21 protein-coding genes are annotated in these 21,285 nt (G+C 69.9%); 7 read left to right on the plus strand and 14 right to left on the minus strand.

Annotated features, from left to right (window positions below):
• The first annotated feature begins 82 nt into the window (after nt 1–82).
• On the plus strand, nt 83–955 hold the full coding sequence (locus ABD708_RS16605; RefSeq protein ID WP_344756496.1) for an aminoglycoside phosphotransferase family protein: 873 nt from the start codon (nt 83–85) through the stop codon (nt 953–955).
• 50 nt (nt 956–1,005) lie between these two features.
• On the opposite strand, the gene ABD708_RS16610 is transcribed toward ABD708_RS16605, so the two are convergent.
• The 7 genes from ABD708_RS16610 to ABD708_RS16640 form a co-directional block, all read right to left on the minus strand.
• Nucleotides 1,006–1,263, minus strand: a complete 258-nt coding sequence (locus tag ABD708_RS16610; protein WP_344756498.1) for a Txe/YoeB family addiction module toxin — start codon at nt 1,261–1,263, stop codon at nt 1,006–1,008.
• 1 nt (nt 1,264) lies between these two features.
• Nucleotides 1,265–1,522 carry a type II toxin-antitoxin system Phd/YefM family antitoxin gene (locus ABD708_RS16615; RefSeq protein WP_344756500.1) on the minus strand — a complete coding sequence of 86 codons (258 nt, stop codon included), beginning with the start codon at nt 1,520–1,522 and terminating at the stop codon, nt 1,265–1,267.
• A 362-nt stretch (nt 1,523–1,884) separates the two neighbouring features.
• Nucleotides 1,885–5,448: a transcription-repair coupling factor gene (gene mfd, locus ABD708_RS16620; RefSeq protein WP_344756502.1), complete on the minus strand. Its 3,564-nt coding sequence runs from the start codon at nt 5,446–5,448 to the stop codon at nt 1,885–1,887.
• A gap of 132 nt (nt 5,449–5,580) precedes the next feature.
• Nucleotides 5,581–6,294, minus strand: coding sequence for an alpha/beta fold hydrolase (locus ABD708_RS16625; RefSeq protein WP_344756504.1), 714 nt, complete (start codon nt 6,292–6,294; stop codon nt 5,581–5,583).
• Nucleotides 6,291–6,872, minus strand: a complete 582-nt coding sequence (locus tag ABD708_RS16630) for a GNAT family N-acetyltransferase (protein ID WP_344756506.1) — start codon at nt 6,870–6,872, stop codon at nt 6,291–6,293. Before ABD708_RS16630 ends, ABD708_RS16625 begins: the two co-directional genes overlap by 4 nt.
• Nucleotides 6,873–6,882: 10 nt before the next feature.
• Nucleotides 6,883–7,476, minus strand: a complete 594-nt coding sequence (gene pth / locus ABD708_RS16635; RefSeq protein ID WP_344756508.1) for an aminoacyl-tRNA hydrolase — start codon at nt 7,474–7,476, stop codon at nt 6,883–6,885.
• 64 nt (nt 7,477–7,540) lie between these two features.
• Nucleotides 7,541–8,161, minus strand: a complete 621-nt coding sequence (locus ABD708_RS16640; protein WP_344756510.1) for a 50S ribosomal protein L25/general stress protein Ctc — start codon at nt 8,159–8,161, stop codon at nt 7,541–7,543.
• Nucleotides 8,162–8,386: 225 nt separating this feature from the next.
• On the opposite strand from ABD708_RS16640, the gene ABD708_RS16645 reads away from it, so the two are divergent.
• The 3 genes from ABD708_RS16645 (at nt 8,387) to ABD708_RS16655 (ending at nt 10,680) form a co-directional block, all read left to right on the plus strand.
• The gene (locus tag ABD708_RS16645) at nt 8,387–9,643 is read left to right on the plus strand and encodes a sensor histidine kinase (RefSeq protein WP_344756514.1); all 1,257 of its coding nucleotides are present in this window, start codon (nt 8,387–8,389) and stop codon (nt 9,641–9,643) included.
• Nucleotides 9,640–10,287, plus strand: a complete 648-nt coding sequence (locus ABD708_RS16650) for a response regulator (protein ID WP_344756516.1) — start codon at nt 9,640–9,642, stop codon at nt 10,285–10,287. Before ABD708_RS16645 ends, ABD708_RS16650 begins: the two co-directional genes overlap by 4 nt.
• A gap of 132 nt (nt 10,288–10,419) precedes the next feature.
• Nucleotides 10,420–10,680 carry an SHOCT domain-containing protein gene (locus ABD708_RS16655; RefSeq protein ID WP_344756518.1) on the plus strand — a complete coding sequence of 87 codons (261 nt, stop codon included), beginning with the start codon at nt 10,420–10,422 and terminating at the stop codon, nt 10,678–10,680.
• An 82-nt stretch (nt 10,681–10,762) separates the two neighbouring features.
• Here the strand turns inward: ABD708_RS16655 and ABD708_RS16660 are convergent, their stop codons facing one another.
• Complete coding sequence (locus tag ABD708_RS16660) at nt 10,763–12,211, minus strand: MDR family MFS transporter (RefSeq protein WP_344756520.1); 1,449 nt, start codon at nt 12,209–12,211, stop codon at nt 10,763–10,765.
• 72 nt (nt 12,212–12,283) lie between these two features.
• Between ABD708_RS16660 and ABD708_RS16665 the strand changes: the two genes are divergently transcribed.
• On the plus strand, nt 12,284–12,952 hold the full coding sequence (locus ABD708_RS16665; protein WP_344756522.1) for a TetR/AcrR family transcriptional regulator: 669 nt from the start codon (nt 12,284–12,286) through the stop codon (nt 12,950–12,952).
• Nucleotides 12,953–13,066: 114 nt separating this feature from the next.
• Here ABD708_RS16665 and manD read toward each other — a convergent pair whose 3' ends face one another.
• Genes manD through ABD708_RS16690 form a run of 5 tightly spaced genes read right to left on the minus strand, consistent with a single transcriptional unit; the run spans nt 13,067 to nt 18,272 of the window.
• Nucleotides 13,067–14,317, minus strand: a complete 1,251-nt coding sequence (gene manD, locus ABD708_RS16670) for a D-mannonate dehydratase ManD (protein WP_344756524.1) — start codon at nt 14,315–14,317, stop codon at nt 13,067–13,069.
• Nucleotides 14,307–15,377, minus strand: coding sequence for a mannitol dehydrogenase family protein (locus ABD708_RS16675; RefSeq protein ID WP_344756526.1), 1,071 nt, complete (start codon nt 15,375–15,377; stop codon nt 14,307–14,309). The genes manD and ABD708_RS16675 overlap by 11 nt, the downstream gene beginning before the upstream one ends.
• Nucleotides 15,374–16,243: a sugar phosphate isomerase/epimerase family protein gene (locus ABD708_RS16680; protein WP_344756528.1), complete on the minus strand. Its 870-nt coding sequence runs from the start codon at nt 16,241–16,243 to the stop codon at nt 15,374–15,376. Before ABD708_RS16680 ends, ABD708_RS16675 begins: the two co-directional genes overlap by 4 nt.
• On the minus strand, nt 16,240–17,433 hold the full coding sequence (locus ABD708_RS16685) for a Gfo/Idh/MocA family protein (protein ID WP_344756530.1): 1,194 nt from the start codon (nt 17,431–17,433) through the stop codon (nt 16,240–16,242). Before ABD708_RS16685 ends, ABD708_RS16680 begins: the two co-directional genes overlap by 4 nt.
• Nucleotides 17,430–18,272 (minus strand): sugar phosphate isomerase/epimerase family protein, encoded by an 843-nt coding sequence (locus tag ABD708_RS16690; RefSeq protein WP_344756532.1) that lies wholly within the window; start codon nt 18,270–18,272, stop codon nt 17,430–17,432. The genes ABD708_RS16685 and ABD708_RS16690 overlap by 4 nt, the downstream gene beginning before the upstream one ends.
• A gap of 76 nt (nt 18,273–18,348) precedes the next feature.
• On the opposite strand from ABD708_RS16690, the gene ABD708_RS16695 reads away from it, so the two are divergent.
• Nucleotides 18,349–19,356, plus strand: coding sequence for a LacI family DNA-binding transcriptional regulator (locus ABD708_RS16695; RefSeq protein ID WP_344756534.1), 1,008 nt, complete (start codon nt 18,349–18,351; stop codon nt 19,354–19,356).
• A gap of 2 nt (nt 19,357–19,358) precedes the next feature.
• On the opposite strand, the gene ABD708_RS16700 is transcribed toward ABD708_RS16695, so the two are convergent.
• On the minus strand, nt 19,359–19,772 hold the full coding sequence (locus ABD708_RS16700; RefSeq protein ID WP_344756536.1) for a DUF3054 domain-containing protein: 414 nt from the start codon (nt 19,770–19,772) through the stop codon (nt 19,359–19,361).
• A 105-nt stretch (nt 19,773–19,877) separates the two neighbouring features.
• Here ABD708_RS16700 and uxaC point away from each other — a divergent pair, with 105 nt between their 5' ends.
• The gene (uxaC, locus tag ABD708_RS16705; protein WP_344756538.1) at nt 19,878–21,284 is read left to right on the plus strand and encodes a glucuronate isomerase; all 1,407 of its coding nucleotides are present in this window, start codon (nt 19,878–19,880) and stop codon (nt 21,282–21,284) included.
• Nucleotide 21,285 lies beyond the last annotated feature (1 nt).

The raw sequence follows: 21,285 nt of genomic DNA on the forward strand, positions 1-21,285 counted from the left end.
TTCTGCCGAACCGCCCGAAGCGGGATCCCCTTGCGTAGGGGCACGGTGCGAGCACTGATTGTTCATTCCCGAGGAAGAATGCGTGGTCGCATACCTTGGCGACGTGCACGTGCTCTCTTTGGAAGACGGCCGCGCGCTCGAGCTTGGCGAGCGGACCAAAGGCGGAACGAAGAACGAAACCCGCTATGGCACGATCGGCACCGATCCCGTTGTCGTGAAGATCCAGCGCGCTCACGGTCGCCTTCGCGACGAAGAAGCAGCCCTGGCGTTCCTCACCGCGGCCGGTGTAAGAGTGCCCCGTGTCGTCGCCGCGGGCACTACCCCGACGGGCGAGCCGTTCCTCGTCATCACTCGCGAGAGTGGCACCCGCACCAACACACCCGAGGGATGGTGGCGGTTCGGTCGCGACCTTGCCTGCCTGCTCGACGTGAGCACCGATACCTGCCCCTTCCCGCGAATCACCGCGACCGAGTTCACTGCCGACCATCGCGAGAGGCTGGACCTCGTGCGGCCGCTGCTCGCGCCGTCCCTCGCAGCGGAAATCGACGAGGCAATCGCCGTGATCAGCGGCACCGATCACCTGGTCGTCACGCACGGCGACCCAGGCAGCGGCAACTACCTCGACAGCGGCAACGACGACGAACCCGGTGTCCTTTTGGACTGGGAGACCGCCTCGGTCTCACCACAGGGCATCGACCTCGGCCGCGCGGTGTTCATCGGTCTCATGGACCTCGGCCGCAGCGGCATCCCAGACCAACTCACAGCCGCGTTGGTTCGCGGGTACACGGCGCGGGCAGCCGTCGCGGCGCGACTTGACAGCGCGCACCTTCGCGCGTGGACCACTATCGCCGGGCTGCAGTTCATCCACGGCAGATTCACCCAGCCCCTCGTACCCGAACGCACGCCAAAGGTTGCCGCGCGGGTGCTCGAAACCTACCTCGCGAATGCACGCTGACGGATCGTTCAGCGTGCACGCCCACCGAGGCGGCGCGGAAGCCGATGGGGTTACCCGTAGTGGTATCTGCAAGCGGCGATGCGCACGTCGTTCCCGACGACCTTGTACACGAGGCGGTGTTCGTCGGTGATGCGTCGCGACCAGTAGCCGGCGAAGTCGTGTTTGAGAGCCTCGGGCTTGCCGATGCCTTCGTTGCCATCTCGCTGAATGTCGGCGAGCAGCGCGTTGATCCGCTTCAGCACCTTGCGGTCCTGCGTCTGCCACCACAGATAGTCGTCCCAGGCGTTCTCGTCCCAGACCAGCTGCACGTCAGTCGGTCTCGATCAGCTCGTGGGGCTGACCGTGTCCAGCTTCGAGGCGTTCCATCGCATCCAGCAGGCGGCGCGCATTGGCGGGGGAACGCATCAGGTACGCGGTTTCTCGCAACGACTCGTAGTCGTCGAGCGAGACGATGACGACCGGCTCGTGTCCCGCACGAGTGATGACGACCTCTTCCCGGTCATCGACCACCGAGTCGAGTACCTCGGCGTAGTTCGCCCGTGACTCGGTGTAGCTCATCGTCTTCATGGTCGACCTCCTGTACAGGAAATTGTACGTCGCGCCGCGCGTCATCGCACGCTTGCACGTAAGCCGGTCCCCCACCGCGCGGACTCAGGCTGAAAGCGACTTCCGGGCGGGCACGGTTTGTGCCAATGCCCGTTTACCCCGCACGCAAAAGACGCCCGCTCGCGTACCGCAATTGCAACGCCGAAGTTGATCACCCGCCGGACGTCGACATGGCAGCGACGTTCAACGCGGTAGCGACCCAAACCCCGGAACCTACAAGCAGATCTGGTCAGGCGGGCCCGGCCGCGTCTGCGTGGTCAAGACTGTTCCGCTATCGAAATGCATGAGCAGAGGCACCAGCGCCGGCGTGGCCTCACGCTTCGCTAAGCCGCGCCCTCTGTGATCTTCTCGGGCAGCGGGAAGATCGCGCCCAGCAGGCCGCCGACCCATTCGATGAGCTCCGTGTCGGGCAGCGGGTGCCCGTCGACCTGCTTGATCGGCACCGAGATCGCCCTCTGCTGCTGGAAGTGGCGCGCGCCCGGGTACATGCGCTGCAGCCGAACCTGGATCGAGTCGGCGAGATCGGCCGGCGCGATGCGCAGGTTCGAGCCCATCGTGACGACTTCCGACAGCCCGGCGAGCTGCGCGTGCCGGCGCAGCCGCGCGACGGAGACGAGGTTCTGCACGGCCTCGGGCGGCTCGCCGTAGCGATCGGTGAGCTCCTCGACGACGAGGTCGATCGCATTGTCACGCGCGTTCGGGCCTGAGGCGGCCGAGAGCTTCTGGTACGCCTCGAGGCGCAGCCGTTCGGAATCCACGTAGTCCTCAGGGATGTGCGCGTCGACGGGCAGCTCGAGCCGCAGCTCGGTCTGCCCCTCGGCGACGTCGCCGCGGAACTGCCCGACGGCCTCGCCGATCATGCGCAGGTAGAGGTCGAAGCCGACCCCCGCGATGTGGCCCGACTGCTCACCGCCGAGCAGGTTCCCCGCCCCGCGGATCTCGAGGTCCTTCAAGGCGATCTGCATGCCAGAACCGAGCTCGTTGTTGGCCGCGAGGGTCGAGAGCCGGTCGTGCGCGGTCTCGGAGAGCGGCTTGTTCTCGTCCCACAGGAAGTAGGCGTAGGCGCGCTCACGGCCGCGGCCCACGCGCCCGCGCAGCTGATGCAGCTGCGAGAGCCCGTACTTGTCGGCGCGGTCGATGATGATCGTGTTCGCGTTGGCGATGTCGAGGCCGGTCTCGATGATGGTCGTCGAGACCAGCACGTCGAACTTGCGCTCCCAGAAGTCGACGACGATCTGCTCGAGAACGTGCTCGGGCAGCTGCCCGTGTGCGACGGCGACGCGCGCCTCTGGTACGAGCTCGGCGATCTGCGATGCGACCCGGTTGATCGACGAGACCCGGTTGTGCACGAAGAACACCTGGCCCTCGCGCAGGATCTCCCGCCGGATCGCCGCCGCCACCTGCTTGTCGTTGTACGGCCCGACGAAGGTGAGAATCGGATGCCGGTCCTCGGGCGCCGTCGCGAGGGTGGACATCTCGCGAATGCCCGTCACCGCCATCTCGAGCGTGCGGGGAATCGGGGTGGCGCTCATCGCGAGCACGTCGACGTTGGTCTTGATCTTCTTCAGCGCGTCCTTGTGCTCGACACCGAAGCGCTGCTCCTCGTCGACGATGACGAGGCCGACGTCCTTGAAGACGACGCCCTGCGCGAGCAGGCGGTGCGTGCCGATGACGACGTCGACGGTGCCGTCGGCGAGGCCGTCGAGCACCTCCTTCGCCTCCTTGTCGGTCTGGAAGCGGCTGAGCTGGCGCAGGTGCACGGGGAAGCCGGCGAAGCGCTCGCTGAACGTCTCGAAGTGCTGCTTCACGAGCAGCGTCGTCGGCACGAGCACAACGACCTGCTTGCCGCCCTGCACCGCTTTGAACGCGGCACGCACCGCGATCTCAGTCTTGCCGAAGCCGACGTCGCCGGAGATGAGCCGGTCCATCGGGATCGGCCGCTCCATGTCGGCCTTCACCTCGTCGATGGTCTGCAGCTGGTCGGGCGTCTCGGCGAAGGGGAACGCGTCCTCGAGCTCCTGCTGCCAGGGGGTGTCGGGCGGGAAGGCGAAACCCTTCGCGGCCATGCGCGCCGAGTAGAGCTTGACGAGCTCGACCGCGATGTCGCGCACGGCGCGGCGTGCCTTCGACTTGGCCGCCGCCCAGTCGCTGCCGCCCATTTTCGACAGCGCGGGCTCCTCACCGCCGACGTAGCGGGTGAGCAGGTCGAGCTGGTCGGTGGGCACGTAGAGCTTGTCGCGCGGCCCACCGCGCTTGCTGGGCGCGTACTCGAGCACGAGATACTCGCGCTTGGTCTTGACCGCGTTGCGACCGCCGCTCGAGACCTCGCGCTGCACGAGCTCGACGAAGCGGCCGATGCCGTGCGTCTGGTGCACGACGATGTCGCCCGCCTTGAGCTGCAGCGGGTCGACGACGTTCTTGCGCCGGCTGCCGAGCTTCTTCACCTGCCGCGAGTCGTAGCCGATCGTGCGGCCGTAGAACTCGGTCTCGCCGATCAGCGCGAGCTTCTCCTCTGGCAGCTCGAAGCCGTGCTCGACGGCGGCCTTCACCAGGTAGGCGACGCCCGGCTCGGCATCCGTCGGGTAATCGTCGACCACGCGCGCAGCCAGGCTCGCCTCGCCCAGTACGTCAGCCGCGCGGCCGACGAGGCCCTGCCCGGCCGCCGCGATGACGACCCGCCAGCCGCCCTCGAGCAGCTCGCCGACGTGCTCGAGAGCGCCCATGACGTTGCCCTGGAAGCTCGGCACCGAACGGCCCGCCACCCGTACAGCATCGCCGGCCTCGCCCGCATCGAAGGTCGAGATCGTCCACCACGGGTCGCCCGGCACGCTCGCCTTGAGCGCCTCGAGCGTGAGGAAGTCGCCGGCCTCGAGGTCGATCGGCGCTGCAGCGCCGACCGTGGCGGCGCTCCAGGCGGCGGCGAGGAACTCGCGGTTCGTCTCGGCGAGGCTGACTGCGCGGCTCGCGACGCGCTCGGGCGCGATGACCGCGACGGCCGCGCCCTCGGGCAGGTACGCCGTGAGCGGCACCAGCTTGTCGACGAGCGCCGGGGCGAGGGACTCCATGCCCTCGACCGGGATGCCCTGGCCGACTCGCTCGAGCAGGCCGGAGAGGCTCGGGAACTCGTGCTGCATCTCGCGTGCGCGTTGGCGCACGGACTCCGAGAGCAGCAGCTCGCGGCTCGGCGGCAGGCTCGCCGTGTGCACCGGCTCGGGAACCGAGCGCTGGTCGGCGACCGAGAACCAGCGGATCTGGTCGACCTCGTCACCGAAGAAGTCGATGCGGTACGGGTGCTCAGCAATGGGGCTGAACACGTCGAGGATGCCGCCGCGCACCGCGAACTCGCCGCGGCGGGTCACCATGTCGACGCGGGCGTAGGCGAGGTCGACAAGGGTCTGCGTGATGCGGTCGAGGTCGTAGCCGCGGTGGCCGACCTCGAGCACGACCGGGTCGATGTCGGTCAGATTGTCGGCGAGCGGCTGGAGGGCCGCGCGCACGCTGGCGACGACGACGAGCGGATGCCGCAGCTCGGGCTTCTCCGCCTGCCATTCCTTCAGCCGGCGCAGGGTCGTGAGGCGCCGCCCGACGATCTCGGCGCTGGGGCTGAGGCGCTCGTGCGGCAGCGTCTCCCATGCGGGGAACTCGATGATCTCGGCCTCAGGCGCGAAGCTCGGCAGCGCCTGCCGCAGCGCTTCGGAGTCGCGCCCCGTCGCGGTGACGACCAGCAGTGCCTGGCTCTCGACCGGCCGCTTCGCGAGCAGGGCCGCGAGCAGCGGCACCCGCAGGCCGTCTGCGGCCTGGAAATCGGCGCTGCGCGCCGCGTACGCAAGGGCGTCCTCAAAATTCTGGGCGCGCGAAAGCGCCTCGATCAATCCCTCGAGTACCACGTGTTCAAGTCTACGGAAGGGTGCCGACACCGCGGGCCGGCGCCCGTGGGCTCGCCACCTCAGGGAAGGGATTCGGAACGACACGCCGCCTGCGCCGCGCAACACGCCGGCCAGCGCTCGAAATCCCTTCCGCTAGACCCAGCCGTCGAGGGCTGCGAGGAATCCGGCTGGGTCGTCGCGGTTCACGGTGTGCGTTGCGCCGGCGACCACTCGCACGACGAAACCGGCCTCGGCGAGCCGGGCGGCGCGGGTCCCGTCGACAAGCTTTGAGTCCTCAGCGAGCACCAGCAGGGAGGGGACGATCGGATGCTCCGGCCCCACCAGCACATCGGCGATGTCGCGCCGCAGCAGGAACGCGCGGAAGCGCGGATCGAAGGCGTGGAAGTCCTCGGACTCGATGACGGTGTCCTCCGGCGCCCAGCGCGGGTTCGACTTCGCGACTTTCTCAGGCGTCGAGCGCAGCAGGCGGCGGGACGCGGGCCAGGCCAGCGCACGCACCGCGAGCGAGAGCCGCGGCGCAGAGAACGCCGGGTCCACATAGACGGCCCGCTCGGGCTGAAGCCGTTCGACCGCCCGACTCAGCGTGAAGCCGCCCAGCGAGTGGCCGAGGGCGAGCTCGGGGTGTGACGGCACGCTTTCGAGCAGGCTCTCGACCAGCAATTCGGCCGAATAGTGCTCAGCACGCGGACTCTGCCCGTGGCCCGGCAGATCGACGGCGACGACACGATAGCCACGGGCCGCCAGCTCGGGGCCGAGCTCCCGCCAGTTCCGCGAGCTGCTCATCACGCCGTGCACGAGCACCGCGACCCGGTCGCCCTCGCCCCACTCGCGAGTGAACAGCCTCATACTCGGAGGCTATCGGCGCTCTGAGCGAATTCGCTCGCGAGCACGGCGTAGACGAGTTCGGTCGACCAGACGCCGTCGGCGGGACGCCGGTCGTTCTCGATGTGCCGCGCCTCCAGCCGCATCCCGAGCCGCACGCACAGGCGCACCGACGGCAAGTTCTCCTCGTCGAGGCGCGCGAATGCGCGGTGGAAGCCGAGCTCCCCGAAGGCCAGATTGAGCAGGGCCCCTGCCGCCTCCGTCGCGTAGCCGCGGCCCTGCGCCGCGGGGTCGAGGGTCCAGCCGATCTCCGCCTGGGCTTCCCCCTCCGCACGCTTCAGCATGAGCTCGCCGATGAGCGTCTCCGGGTGCCGGCGCCGCGCGACGGCGAACTGCACGGCATCCCCCGTCTTCGCCAGCTCGCGCGTTGCGCTCCATTCCGCGAGCTTCGCCTCGGCGGTCTCGGGGGTCCACGGCTCCTGGTACATGAAGCGCATGACGTCGGGGCGCGAGCGCCAGCTCAGGAAGGCCGCGGCATCGGCAGGCTCGACGGGGCGCATCACGAGGCGAGAGGTCTGCAGCGGTTGAGCGAAGGTATTCATGGATGCCTCTCTAGGCCGACTTCGTGTGGAAGCGCAGTTGGGCCGCGGTGAGGCCCTGCGTCGTGATCAGCTCGACGGCGTCGGCGGCGTCGCCGATCAGGATCGGCAGGTTCTTCCGCTCGGCCGCGCTGAATGCCTTGAGCACGTGATCCGCGGCATCCGATGATCCCGGCGGCCGCCCCACGCCCACCCGCACACGCGTGAAATCGCCCGTGCCCGTCGCCTTGATGATGTCGCGCACGCCGTTGTGGCCGCCGTGGCCGCCGCCGAACTTGAGCTTCAGGGTGTCGAAGGGGATGTCGAGCTCGTCCTGCACAACGATCAGCTGCGCGGGCTCGAGCGAGTAGAACTTGAGCAGCTGCGACACCGGGCCGCCCGAGGTGTTCATGTAGCCGTTCGACTTCGCGAGGATCAGCTTCGGGCCGGGCACATGGATGCGCCCTTCCGCGACCTGCGCGTTCGTCTTGTGCGATTTGAACGCGGCGGATGCCCGCGTCGCAAGCTCGTCGACGACCATCTGCCCGACGTTGTGGCGCGTGCTCGCATAGGCCGAGCCGGGGTTGCCGAGCCCGACGACGAGCCAGGTGTCAGCAGGGGAAGCCATAAGCATCTACGGTACGCGAAAGGCGGGCCCCATCTGGGCGCCCGCCTTTCGTGCAGAACGGGTGTTACTCGGCGGACTCGGCCTCTGCCTCGCCCGACGCGGCCTCGGCCTGAGCGGCCTCGGTCGCCTCAGCCGTCTCCTCCGCCTCGGGGGCGGCCGGCGTGACGATGCCGACGATGAGCGTCTCGGGGTCGGTGAGCAGGGTCGCGCCGGCCGGGATCTCGAGGTCGGCGGCGGTGATGTGCGTGCCTGCCTCCTTGCCCTCGACGTCGACGACGATGCGCTCGGGGATGTTGGTCGCCTCAACCTCGACCGAGACCGTGTTGGCGTCCTGCTCGGCGATGGCGGAGCCGAAGGGCTCGCCCTCGACGTGCACCGGGACGTCGACGGTGACCTTCTCGCCGCGGCGGACGATGATGAGGTCGATGTGCTCGATGATCTGGCGCACCGGGTCGCGCTGCACGTCCTTGACGAGCGTCAGCTCGGACTTGCCGGCGATCTCGAGCTCGAGGATCGCGTTCGCCTTGCGGATGAGGAGCATGGTCTCGTGGCCGGGCAGGGTCACGTGACGCGGCTCGGTGCCGTGGCCGTAGATGACGGCCGGGATCTTGTGGGCGGCGCGGATCTTGCGCGCGGCGCCCTTGCCGAAGGACTCGCGGACCTCCGCGGTGAGCTTGTCAGCCATAGTCGTGCTGCTTTCGTCTCGGTGGGCTTGCCGGCCCACGTCTGGTGTGTGATTTCAACTCGAACGCGAATGCGCGTGAGGAATGACGTGAAGCCGGTTCCACCGCGTCGATAACGGATGCCCCTCAGGGGTTCCCTCGCCGAAGTTGGGTCCACTTTATCAGCCTCTGGGACCTACTCCCTGGGGAGGATGCCCGCCCTCGCCGCCCACCCCTACGCTGGCCCCATGCCCGCCAGCCCGGAAGAGCAGAGCCGACGCTCAGCGCTTCGCGTCTGGGTTCCGGTCGTGCTGTCGGCCTTCGTCCAGCTCGCGACGACCTTCGCGGTCCTCGCGACGCGCAGCGTTCGGTCGGCGCCGCCCTGGGTGCAGCATCACACCCCGCAGATCGAGCAGCCGGCGGCGATCGTCGTCGCGGCCCTCGTGCTGGCGCTGGCCGGCCCCGTTCTGCTCATCTGGATCAGGCGCCGCCCCGGCCCGGTGCTCGTTGCCATCGCCTCCGCCGCAGTGCTGGGCGAGGCACTGCTGATCGGGGTGGTCGGCGCGGTCGCGTTCTACATCTCGGTGATCTTCGGGGTCGTGATCGCGGTGTTCCACGGCGCGCGCCTGTGGGCCTGGATCGTGACCGGCGTGCTGTGGCTCACCCCGATCGCGCTCTATCTGCTGACGCGGCAGGCCGGAACTCTCCTGCTGCTCGTGCCGTGGACGATCGTGTCGATCCTGGTGCTCGTGCTGCCGGAGGGCGCACGCAATCGGCGTGCCTGGCGCGCGCAGCTGCTGCGCGACGCCGAGGCGCGCCGTGCGGAAGAGGCGCAGGCCGAACGGGTGCGCGTCGCCCGCGAGCTGCACGATGTGCTGGCGCACTCGCTGAGCCAGATCAACGTGCAGGCCTCCGTCGGCTTGCATCTGTTCGAGACCCAGCCCGAGAAGGCGTCCGAGGCGCTCGCGAACGTGAAGGAGACGAGCAGGCAGGCGCTCGGCGAGGTGCGGCAGGTGCTCGGGATGCTGCGCGGCGATGAGCCCGGCGAGGCGCCGCTCGCGCCGCAGCACGAGCTCGCCGGCATCCGTCAGCTGGTCGACGGGGTGCGCGCGCAGGGTCTCGACGTCACGCTGCGAATCGAGCCGACGGATGCCTCACGCGTGCCGGCCGCGGTGCAGCAGGCCGCCTACCGCATCGTGCAGGAGGCGCTCACGAACGTGACGAAGCACGCCGCGGCACACCACGTCGACGTGGTCGTCGCGGAGTCCGGGCGCGCGCTGAAGGTGAGCGTCGTCGACGACGGGGCCGGCGAGAAGTCGTCGCCAGCTTCTGCGGGTTCGACGGCGGGGAGCCCGCGAAACGTGGCGACGACTTCGGAGGGCGGCCGCGGGCTGCTGGGGATGCGCGAACGGGCTGAGCTGCTCGGCGGCATCTTCTCGGCAGGGCCGCGCGCGGGCGGCGGCTTCGAGGTGCGAGCTGAGCTGCCGTTGGGTGCCGCGTCGTGATCCGGGTCGTGGTCGCCGATGACCAGGCGCTGATCAGGGCCGGATTCCGCAGTCTGATCGACTCGGAGCCCGACCTCGAGGTGGTCGGCGAGGCCGGCACCGGGCGCGAGGTGATCGATGTCGTGCGCGCGACCCGGCCCGACGTGGTGCTGATGGACATCCGGATGCCGGACGGGGACGGCCTCTGGGCGACCGAGCAGATCGCAGGCGATCCAGCGCTGGCATCCGTTCACGTCGTCATCGTCACCACCTTCGAGCTGGACGAGTACGTCGCGCGGGCGCTGAAGGCAGGGGCGAGCGGATTCCTCGTGAAGGACACCGAGCCCGTCGACCTGCTGCGGGCGGTGCGCGTCGCGGTCGCCGGCGAGGCGCTGCTCTCGCCGGGCGTGACGAAGCGGCTGCTCGAGCAGCTGTCGGCCGGTCATGCCCCCGTCGACGCCGGCCGCCTCGCCGTGCTCACCGAGCGCGAGCGCGAGGTGCTGCGGCTCGTCGGGAGGGGCCTCAACAACCAGGAGATCGGGAGCGAGCTGTTCCTCAGCCCGCTGACGGCGAAGACGCACGTCTCGCGCATCATGACGAAGCTCGACGCGCGCGACCGGGTGCAGCTGGTCGTGACCGCCTACGAGACGGGACTCGTGCCGTAGCAGGGCGGGGCGGCTGCGATCCGGCTGCTGCTCCGTCAGGAGTACGGCAGATCACTCCGCCGGGCGGACGCGCCGAAAGACCCTGCCCGGAAGGGTTGCTCATGTCCGAGAAAGTCCCTGAAAGGAATCGACATGATGCACGGATTCGGGTTCTTCCCGTTCTTCATCTTTATCCCCCTCTTCTGGATCGCGGTCATCGTCGTGCTCGCGATCGTCTTCGGCCGGCGGCGCCGCGCGATGTGGGGCTACTGGCACTCGGAGGGCTCGCGGGCGGCCGAGCAGACGCTCGCGCAGCGCTACGCGAACGGCGACATCGACGAGAAGGAGTACCGCGCCCGCCTCGAGGTGCTGCGCGCGAACCGCCCCGAGTTCGGCCCGGGCGCGCGGCCGTAGTGAGCGGAAGTCGTCGCCATGTTCCGTCGACTCGCGCATGTCGAGGGCGCAGAAAATGGCGACGACTTCGCCGGAAGCGGCGCTACGCGGCTGAGGAGACCTCGGCCGGCCGTTCCTCGGTCGGCACAGCGGCGGTCGCGCGCCGTCTCGGAATGAACAAGGCGAGCAGAAGCGGGATCGCGCTCAGACCGAAGATCCACCAGAAGGTGCCGCCGAATGCGCCAAGCGCGAGCGCAGGCGTCACCGCGTGCGAGAGGCGCCCCTGCAGGATCACCGCGATCACGGCGACACCGAAGGGGGCGCCGACGCGCTGCACGACGCTGAACGCGGCCGAGCCTCGCGGCGTCTCGGCCGGGCTGAGGCTGGAGAATGCGAGCGCCATGACCGGCAGGCTGACGGCACCGAGACCGATGCCCTGAAGGAACTGTGCGGCGAGCAACACGGCCTCGCCGCCCGAGGCGCCCGCCAGGGCGAACGGCACGATGCCGATCATGGTGAGCAGGACCCCGCCGCCGACCACGATGCGGCCATCGACGTTCGCGAGGAACCGCCTCGAGAGAACCAGGAAGAACATCGTGCCGAGTCCCTGCGGGATGAGCAGCAGTCCGGTGTGAAGCACGGTCTCACCACGGATCTGCTGGTAGAAGAGCGGCAGCAGGAACATCAGCGCGAAGGTCGAGAAGCCGCCGACGAAGGTGATGACACTCGAGAGTCCGAAGCTGCGGCGGGCGAACACGCGCACGTCGATGAGTGCGGGCGTGCGCACGCGCAGCGCGTAGAAGACGAAGGCGACGAGCAGCACCGCACCGAGAACCAGCGGCAACCAGGCGCCGATCGCGGCGAATCCGTGTGCTCCGGCCGCTTCGCTGACACCGTAGGCGATGGCGATGACGCCCGGCGTGAGCATCGCGAAGCCCGCGAGGTCGAAGCGGTGTTCTCGCCGGCCGAGATCCTTCGCGAGGAAGACCGGGCCGAGCACGAGGGCGACGACGCAGATCGGCACATTCACGAAGAACAGCCAGTGCCAGTTCAGTGAGTCGAGGATCGCCCCGCCGATGACCGGGCCCAGGATGGGCGCAAGCTGACCGGGCAGAGCGATGGCCATCATGGCGTGACCGATGCGGGCATGGCCGGCGGCGCGGGTCAGGATCGTGATCGTCACGGGCAGGATCATGCCGGCGCCGATCCCTTGGAGCACCCGGAAGGCGACCAGTAGCGGCAGCGAGCCGGACAGGCCGCACAGCAGCGAGCCGACGAGGAAGGTCGCGATCGCGAACATCCAGGCGTTGCGGGCACCGAATCTCTCGGATACCCAGCCGCTGACCGGGATCACCGAGACGTAGGCCAGCAAGTACCCGGTGGAGATCCACTGTGTCTGGGCGACCGACGCGTGGAAAGAGGCATGCAGGTGGTCGAGCGCGATGTTCACGATCGTCGTGTCGAGCAGGGAGGTGATCGCTCCCAGCACCAGGACAACGCTGAGGAGATTCAGCCGGCGGCTCGATACCGGCTCCGTGGAGGGTGTGGTCATGCGCGTCACACTACACCGTGCAGTGTAGTTAAGTAAACCGCTCAGTGTAGGATGCGGAGCAGGAGGCATTCATTGACGTCCACTTCGGCAGCGGCGGTCGCTACGCCCGAGAAGCCCATTCGTGACGGCAACGCGGCCAAGCGCGCCGCCATCCTCGCCGCCGCTCGAGAGCTGTTCGTGCGCGACGGTGTCGAGCGCACCAGCATGGATGCTGTCGCTACACGAGCCGGCGTCTCGAAGCGCACCGTCTACGACTACTACGGCGACAAGCGCGGGCTGCTTCTCGGAGTGATCGAGTCCGCGGGCGAATCCCTCGTGCGCACTTTGCGCGGAGCGCTCGACGCACACCTCTCGGATGCCGCCGAGATCGCAGACGTCGCGGGCTTGGAGCGAGCTCTTGTCGACTTCGCGATCGAGCTGGGCGCCTCGATGATCGGCTCCTCCGACTACGCGGCGGTGCTGGGGCTGATCTCGGAGAACGGCGCACAGCTGGCCGAGCTGGAAGATCACCCGCTCGCTGTGGCCCCCGAGGAGGCGCTCGCCGAACGGTTGGCCCACTTCGCACGTGCCGGCCTTCTGAATGCCCCCGACCCGCGCCTGGCCGCCGATCACTTCAACGGTTTGACTACGCTACTGGCCGTCAACCTGCCGGCGAGCGCCCGCAACGATGCGACCAGGATCCGCCAGGTCATGGTCGATGGAGCGCACGCGTTCATGCGGGCGTACGGCCGAAGAGGCTGAGCCCCTCAGGCCGAGGCCCGCGCCCCTGAGGACGGGAAGTCTTGGCGGCGACTCTGCCGGATCACCCGATGCAGACGTTGCGCACATCGCGCTCGAACAGTGGTGCCGGGGCGGCTACCAGTCGTGCATGGAGCCGTCGAGAAGCCGGTTGACCGGCAGGTAGGCGGCCTCGTAGGGGCGCGCGGCGGCCGCCTCGTCGTCGTAGGAGACGCCCAAGCCCGGCTCCTCCGACGCATTCAACAGACCGCCCTCGAACGAGTACGTCGTGTGGAACACGTCGTGCGTCGCGGGCGCATGCCGCATGTACTCCTGGATGCCGAAGTTCGGGATCGCGAGCCCGAGGTGGATCGCCGCCGCGAGGCCGACGGGTGAGACATCCGTCGGCCCGTGCACACCCGATTTGATCTGGTACACGCTCGCGTAGTCGAAGATGCGCTTGAGCCCCGTGATGCCGCCCGCGTGCGTGACGGGGCTGCGCACATAGTCGATCAGCTGATCTTCGATGAGGGTCTTGTAGTCCCAGATCGTGTTGAACACCTCGCCGATCGCGAGCGGCGTGGTGGTGTGCTGCCGCACGAGCCGCAGCGCGTCCTGGTTCTCCGCCGGCGTCACGTCCTCGAGCCAGAACAGGTCGTACGGCTCGAGGGACTTCCCGAGCTTCGCCGCCTGGATCGGCGTGAGCCGGTGGTGCGCGTCGTGCAGCAGCGGCAGCTCGGGCCCGAACTCGTTCCGCACCGCCTCGAACACCCCCGGGATGTGCCTGAGGTACGCGCGCGTGTCCCAAGTCTCCTCGACGGGCACCGCGTTGCGCCGAGCGGGCTCGTAGTCGTAGCGCTCGTCTGTGCCCTCGGCCGATCCCGTCGCGGCATTGGCCGACGACGCGACGCCGTAGACGGACGGGAGACCGGGGATGCCGGTCTGAATGCGGATCGCCCGATAGCCCTCCTCCAGGTGCTCGCGAATCGAGTCGAACAGCTCGGGCAGCTCGGCCCCCGACGCGTGCCCGTAGACCAGCAGCCCCTCGCGCGAGCGCCCGCCGAGCAGCTGGTAGAGCGGCAGCCCCGCGACCTTCGCCTTGATGTCCCACAGCGCGGTGTCGACCGCCGCGATCGATGCCATCGTGACCGGCCCGCGCCGCCAGTACGCGCCCCGGTACAGGTACTGCCAGGTGTCCTCGATGCGCTGCGCGTCCCGCCCGATGAGCAGCGGCACGACGTGCTCGCGCAGGTAGGCCGCGACGGCGAGCTCGCGCCCGTTGAGGGTCGCGTCGCCGAGCCCCGTCACCCCGTCGGAGGTGGTGATGCGCAGGGTCACGAAATTGCGCCCCGGACTCGCGACAAGGACCTCGGCCTTCTCAATCAACACGGAACTGTCCCTTCCTCACGACGTCTTCGAAGGCGGCGATGGTCGTCTGACACGCTTCACCGGGCGGCAGCCCCGCCTCGACGCGCGTGGCCATGATCGCCTGCTGCCGCTGGGCGAGCTTCTCCCTGCCCTGCCGGGCGATCTGCTCGAGCCGGTGGGCGATGCGCGGGTTCGCGAATCGCGGGCGCAGCGCCGCGAGCGCGGCATCCGTCTCGTCGTCACTGAAGCCGAGGACGGGCCGCACCTCGCCCCACAGCTGCTCGACCGTGGCCCGGATCTCGGGCGAGGCCCACGCCTGGTCGACGGTCTCGAACCCGGCGAGCAGCCCGAGGTAGGCCATCGTCGAGTGCGCCGCGTTCAGCAGCCACAGCTTGCGGCGCTCATAGGGCGCGACGTCGTCGACGAAGCGCGCGCCGACCTCGTCCCATGCGGGGCGCCCGGCCGGGAAGCCGCCCGCGATCACCCACTCCGAGAACGGCTCGGTGACGACCGTGAGCGGGTCGCCCGAATGCGGCGTGATGCGGTCGACCATGGTCGACGGGAACGTCACGTTCGCCTCGACCCAGCGCGCAAGCTCGAGATCGGATGCCTCGGCCAGCCGCACCACCGCCCCGTGCAGCACCTCGCCGTTGCCCGCCAGGTTGTCGCAGCTCACCAGCGCGAGCGGGCCCCCGCCTGCGCTCCGCCGGGCTGCGAGGCCCGCGAGCAGCCGCGCGGGAGCCCCGCTCGGTTCGGCGCCGTAGCCCGACTCGGTGACGGTGACCGTCACGACGGCGAGCTCCGGTTCCGAGAGGGCCGCGGCCCAGGCATCCGTATCGCCGCCGGGAATCGAGTGTGCGACGGCCCTGATCGTCATCGCGCTGTCGCCGGACGCGCCGCGCTCGATCAGCGTGTAGCGATCTCCGCCCGCGGTCATCGCCGCGGCGAGGGCGGGCGAGCGGCCGGTGAACGCCGTGTACGTCCAGGGGTCCTCGGGCTGCAGCGCGTTCGCCCGCTCGGTGTACCAGGCCTGGTGCGCTCGGAAGAAGTTCCCGAGGCCGAGGTGCACGAGCCGGGTCATGCGGCGCCGCCAGCACGCTGCCAGGCGGCGCGCACATAGGCGAGGTTGTCGGCGGTTCGCTCTTCGAGCGGCAGCGCGGTCGAGAAGTCCTCGAGGGTCACCCAGCCGTCATACCCCACGGCGGCGAGCGCGCGGAAGAGCGCGTCGATGTCGCCCTGGCCCTCGCGCAGCGTCGCCCAATCCGCCTGCCAGACGGTGCGGCCGTCTGGCCCGGTCTCGCCGCTCGGGCGCCACGCGACGTTCTTGACGTGCACGTGGGCGAGGTATTCCCCCAACAGCTGCGCCGCGACGTCGAAGTCCTCGTGGCCTTCGAAGATCAGGTTGCCGATGTCGTGAATGACGCCGATGCGCACCGGGTCGAGCCCGTCGATGAGCCGCAGGGCGGCCGACGCGCTCGAGGTGATGGTGCGGTGGTGCAGCTCGACGAGCACCTGCACGCCGTGCTCCGCGGCGCGCTCCACGGCCCATTCGAGATCGGCACGGGTCGCCGCGAACGCCGCTCGGTAATCGTCGACCGGCAGCTTCGGCATCGTCACGCGCACGCGGTGCGCGCCGAGGGCGGCGGTCGCGGCCAGCATCCGCTCGACGTCGTCGTGATCGGATGCCGGCGCGTAGCCGCCGACGCCGGAGAAGTCGAGCCCGGCCTCGCGCGTGATGCGCAGGATCTCGGGCACGGATTCCTCGAGCCCGGTCAGCGGCCAGGTGGCGAGGTTGCCCGCCCAGAACCCAGGCCCCTCGCCGTCGGGGGCATCGACCTGGTCGGTGATGCGCCACTCGATGCCGTCCCACCCTTGGGCTGCGAGCGTGCGGGAGGCCTGCTCCGGCGTCCAGTCGGGTGTCGAGGCGGTGAAGACCGAGAACTTCATTGCGCGACCCTCCCGGCGGTTGGGTCGAAGACGACATCGTCGAACAACCCGGTGAGCACATCGGCGACGGCGATCTCGCGCCCGAGGGCAGCTGAGGCGTAGAGCGCGCGGACGACCGCGAGCGACAGCAGCGCGTCGTCGACGCCGACCCGGGGCGCCCGCCCCTCGCGAATCGCGGCGACCACGTCGTCGTACTGCCGGCGGTGGCCCTGCACGAAGGCGTCAGGCGGCACGTCGGCGCCGGCGAGATGCTCGGCCGGGACCAGCTCTGGCGCGAGATTGCGCGGCCCACGGCGGGTGGGGTCGACGTGGGTGTCGCCCAGCACCGCGGGGTCGATGCCTTCGGCGGGCTCGGCATAGAAGTACTCGAGCTGGTCGCGGTCGATCTGGGCGGAGCCCTTCGAGCCGTGCACGTTGAGCCGTACGGACAGGCCGGGGAACGCGGCCGTCGTGGTGTGCAGCACGGCGATCGCGCCGCCCTCGAAGCGGATGGTCGCGGCGAGCGTGTCCTCCACCTCGATCCGCTCGTGCGCGAGCGAAGCGGCATAGGCGAACACAGCGACCGGGTTGCCGAGGAACCAGACCAGCAGGTCGACGGTGTGCACACCCTGGTTCATGGTCGAGCCGCCGCCATCCAACTCCCAGGTGCCGCGCCACGCGCCGGAGTCGTAGTAGTCCTGGCTGCGCCACCACGCCACCGTGGCGACGGCGCTCGTCAGCCTGCCGAGCTCGCCGCCGTGCGCGGCTCGGGCGACGACGACGGATGCCGGGTCGAAGCGGTGCTGGCTGATCACGCTGACCACCTGGCTGCGGGCGGATGCCTCGCGCGCGGCCGCGGCGAGGGGCAGCGCCTTCCCGACCGTGGTGTCGAGGGGCTTCTCGATGACGACGTGCGCGCCCGCGGCGAGCGCCTCGAGCGCGAGCTCGACGTGGGTTCCGCTCGGCGTCGCAATGACGACGATGTCGGGCACGCCGGAGGCGGTCAGCTCGCCGAGGCTCGCGAACTCGGCCGGCGCAGCCCACACGGTCTCGTCCCGCAGGATCGCGGCGATCGCCTGACGCGCCGCCGGATCGGGGTCGACGAGCGCGGTGACGGCCATGCCGCCCTGTTGCGCGATCGCCCTGACGTGATTGGCGGCGATCACACCGTTCCCCACGATCGCGACGGTGAGGGCGGAGGTGTCATTCATACGGTGCGGACTCCGATCCGGTCGAGAAGACGCGCGAGTGCGCGCGCGGCGGTGCCGAAGGCGCCCGGGCCGCTGAAGCCGCCGAGCGAGAAGCCTTCCGCGAGGTGCGGCTCAAGGCTGACGAATCCGTCGTACCCCGCGTCGCGCAGCGCGGTCACCGTCTCGAGCAGCTCGCCGTCGCCCTCACCGGCGGGAACCACCTCGCCGGTCGCGGCGACGGCGTCCTTCACCTGCAGGTAGTCGACGTAGGGCGCGAGCGGCGCCCAGCCCTCGCTGAACGGCTTCACGCCGCACTGCACGTAGTTCGCGTTGTCCCACGCGAGCCGGAAGTGGTCGCTGCCGACGGATTCGACGAGGTCGAGCACCCGTGAGGGCACGTCGCCGTAGATCTCCTTCTCGTTCTCGTGCAGCAGCACGATGTCTTCGGCCTCGGCGAGGTCCGCCAGCGCACGCAGACGCGCGAGCACGTCATCGCGGATGCTCTCGGCCGGCGCGCCCTCGCGCCGGTAGAAGGAGAAGACGCGCACGTAATGCGACTCGAGCCGGTGCGCGACGCGGATCACCGCGCGCAGCCGCTCCACCTCGTGTTCGACGGGCGACGACACATCGACCTTGCCGATCGGCGAGGCGATGGCCGAGACGCCGAAGCCCGCGCCGGAGAGGAGGCTGGCCAGGGCATCCGTTCTCTCATCGTCGAAGTCGGCGACGTTCACGCCCCATGCGCTGCGCACCTCGAGATGCCGGGCGCCGAGCGCCTCGAGCACCGCGAGCTGAATGGCAGGGTCTGGGGAGATCTCGTCGCCGAAGCCGGAAAGGGTCCAGACCGCGGTGTCGCTCACGGCATTCACGCTAGGCATCGGCATCCGATTGCAGCAAACGTTTGCCAATTATTGCCACGGATGCTTGCATCGAGCCATGCCGCCTGCCGCTCGGCCCGCTCGCCGCGCCACCCTCGCCGACGTCGCGGCGCGCACCGGCGTCGCGATCTCGACCGTGTCGCGGGCGCTCACGCGGCCCGAGCGTGTGAACGCGGCCACGCGCGAGCGCATCTCCGCCGCCGCGGCAGAACTCGGCTACAGCCCCAATACGGCGGCGCGCGCGCTCGGCTCCGGCCGCACCCGCAGCGTCGCGATCCTCGTCTCCGACGTCACGAACCCGTTCTACTTCGACATCATCCGGGGCGCCCAGCAGGAGCTGGGCCCGGCCGGGTACACCCCGCTGCTGCTCGACACCGAGGAGTCGGAGGAGCTCGAGGAGGCGATGCTGCGCCGGCTGCGCGCCTCCTACGACGGCGCGATCATTGCGGCGTCCCGCCTCACCGACCGCCGGCTCGCCGAGCTCGCGCAGGCCGTGCCCCTCGTCGCGATCAACCGGCAGACGCGCGGCGTGCCGAGCGTGTTCATCGACACCCCCGCGGGCGTCGGCCAGGCGCTCGAGCACCTCGTGTCGCACGGGCACCGGCGCGTGGCCTACGCCGGCGGGCCCCTGACCTCATGGCCGAACGAGCGGCGCTGGCGCGCGTTCCGCACCGCAGCCGAGCGGCTCGGTGTCGAGGTGTCGCGCGTCGGACCCTTCGAGCCGCGGCAGAGCCAGGGCGCCGCCGCGGCGGACGCGGTGCTCAACACGGGCGCGAGCGCGACCCTCGCGTTCAACGACCTGCTCGCGATCGGCATGCTCCAGCGCTTCGCCGAGCGCGGCGTGCGGGTACCGCGCGATCTCAGCATGGTCGGCTGCGACGACATCTTCGGCGCGGACTTCTGCCACCCGCCGCTCACCACGATCACCGCGCCGGTCGCCCAGGCGGCGCGCGTCGCGGTGTCGACGCTGCTCGCGCAGCTCGGTGGTGAGAGCCGGATGCGCCAGGGGGTGACCCTGCCGACGCACCTGACCATCAGGGCGTCGACAGGGCCTGCGCCGGGCTAGCGTCAGCTCTGCAGCAGGGCCGACCGCCGGGCGAAGGGCTTCGCCAGCGCACGCCACCCGAGCAGCACCACGCCCACGAAGACGAGCGCGACGATGACGAACGGAAGGGCGACGCCCTGGCCGCTCACGAAGCGCAGAAGCATGCCGACGCCGATCGTGACGAGCCAGATCGGGACAGCCGACTTCATGACGGCGAGCGGGCGGCGCCAGGCGAGGCTGACGCCCCAGCCGAGCAGCGCCCCGACGAGGAAGGGCCATGCCGTGTGGGCGACCCCGAGGAAGCCGAGATCGTAGCCGTGGATCATGCGCCCGACCATCGTGAACGCGGTCACGAGCGCGAGATCCAGGAAGAGGGCCGGCACGAGCCACAGGCTCAGGCCGGAGCGGCGGGCCGAGGTGATCTTGTAAACGGTCATGTATGCATGCTTGCATCTATGTCTGGGAAAACGCCGTGGCTACCGCTCTGGCAAGCCCATGGCAAACGTTTGTCATGACGGATGCCTGCTGCTTGACTGCCCAGCATGAGCGCGCTGTCCCCGCACCCCGACCGCCTGCTGCCCTCGGACCCGGCGACACGCGACGTGGCCAGACGGCTCTACGACGAGGTCGCCGACGCCCCGATCCTCTCGCCGCACGGGCACGTCGAGGCGAGGCTGCTGCTCGACGACGAGCCCTTCCCCGACCCGGCCGCACTGTTCGTCACGCCGGACCACTACGTGACCCGGCTGCTGCACGCGCACGGCGTCCCCCTCGACCGGCTCGGAGTCGGCGTTCCCCAGGAAGACCGCGACGGCAGGGCCATCTGGCGGCTGCTCTGCGCGCACTGGGACGCCTTCCTCGGAACCCCCGTGCGCTTCTGGCTCGAGAGTGCGCTCGCCGGCGTCTTCGGCATCGCCGAGCAGCCCGGTGAGGAGTCCGCCGACCGCATCTACGACGAGCTGCAGGCGCGCCTGGCCGAGCCGGCGTTCCGGCCGCGCGCCCTCTTCGACCGCTTCGGCATCGAGGTGCTCGCCACCACCGACGACCCGGCCGACGATCTCGCCGCGCACCTCGCGCTGCGCGAGGACCCGACGTTCACGGGCCGGGTCATCCCCACCTTCCGCGCCGACCGCTACCTGACGCCGGGCACCGCGGCGTGGGCGCCGGCGCTCGCGGCGCTGGCCGAGGCATCCGGCATCGACACGGGGAGCTACGCCGGCCTGCTCGACGCACTGCGCAGCCGGCGCGCGTTCTTCCGCGCAGCGGGCGGCACGGCGACCGACACCGGCGTGCTCTGGCCCGACACGACGCCCCTCTCGAACACGGAGGCCGAGCGCATCCACCTCGGGGCGCTCGCGGGCGAGGTGACGCCGGCCGAGGCATCCGCCTATCGCTCCAACCTGCTGTACCGCCTCGCCGAGCTGTCCGTCGATGACGGGCTCGTGATGCAGCTGCACGCGGGCGTGCACCGCAACACACATCGCCCGACGTTCGACCGCTTCGGGCCGGACACGGGCCATGACCTTCCGGCGGTCGGCGGCTACACGCTGCCGCTCGCACCGCTGCTGCAGGACTTCGGAACGGCCGAGGGCTTCCACCTTGTGCTGTTCACGGTCGACGAGACGCTGTTCAGCCGCGAGATCGCACCGCTGGCCGGGTTCTACCCGAGCGTGTATGCGGGCGCCCCGTGGTGGTTCCTCGACTCCCCCGCGGCCATCGAGCGCTACCGCGCCGCCGTCACCGACTCCGCCGGATTCGGCAAGACCAGCGGCTTCATCGACGACACGCGCGCGTTCTGCTCCATCCCGGCGCGGCATGACATGTCGAGGCGAGCGGATGCCGCATTCCTGGCCTCCCTCGTCACGACCCACCAGCTGACGGAGGAAGACGCGCTCGGGGCTGCCCGACGACTCGTCGACGAACAGCCCCGGCGCGTGTTCAAGCTCTGAG

This window comes from Gryllotalpicola koreensis (assembly GCF_039538185.1).
Taxonomy (GTDB): domain Bacteria; phylum Actinomycetota; class Actinomycetes; order Actinomycetales; family Microbacteriaceae; genus Gryllotalpicola; species Gryllotalpicola koreensis.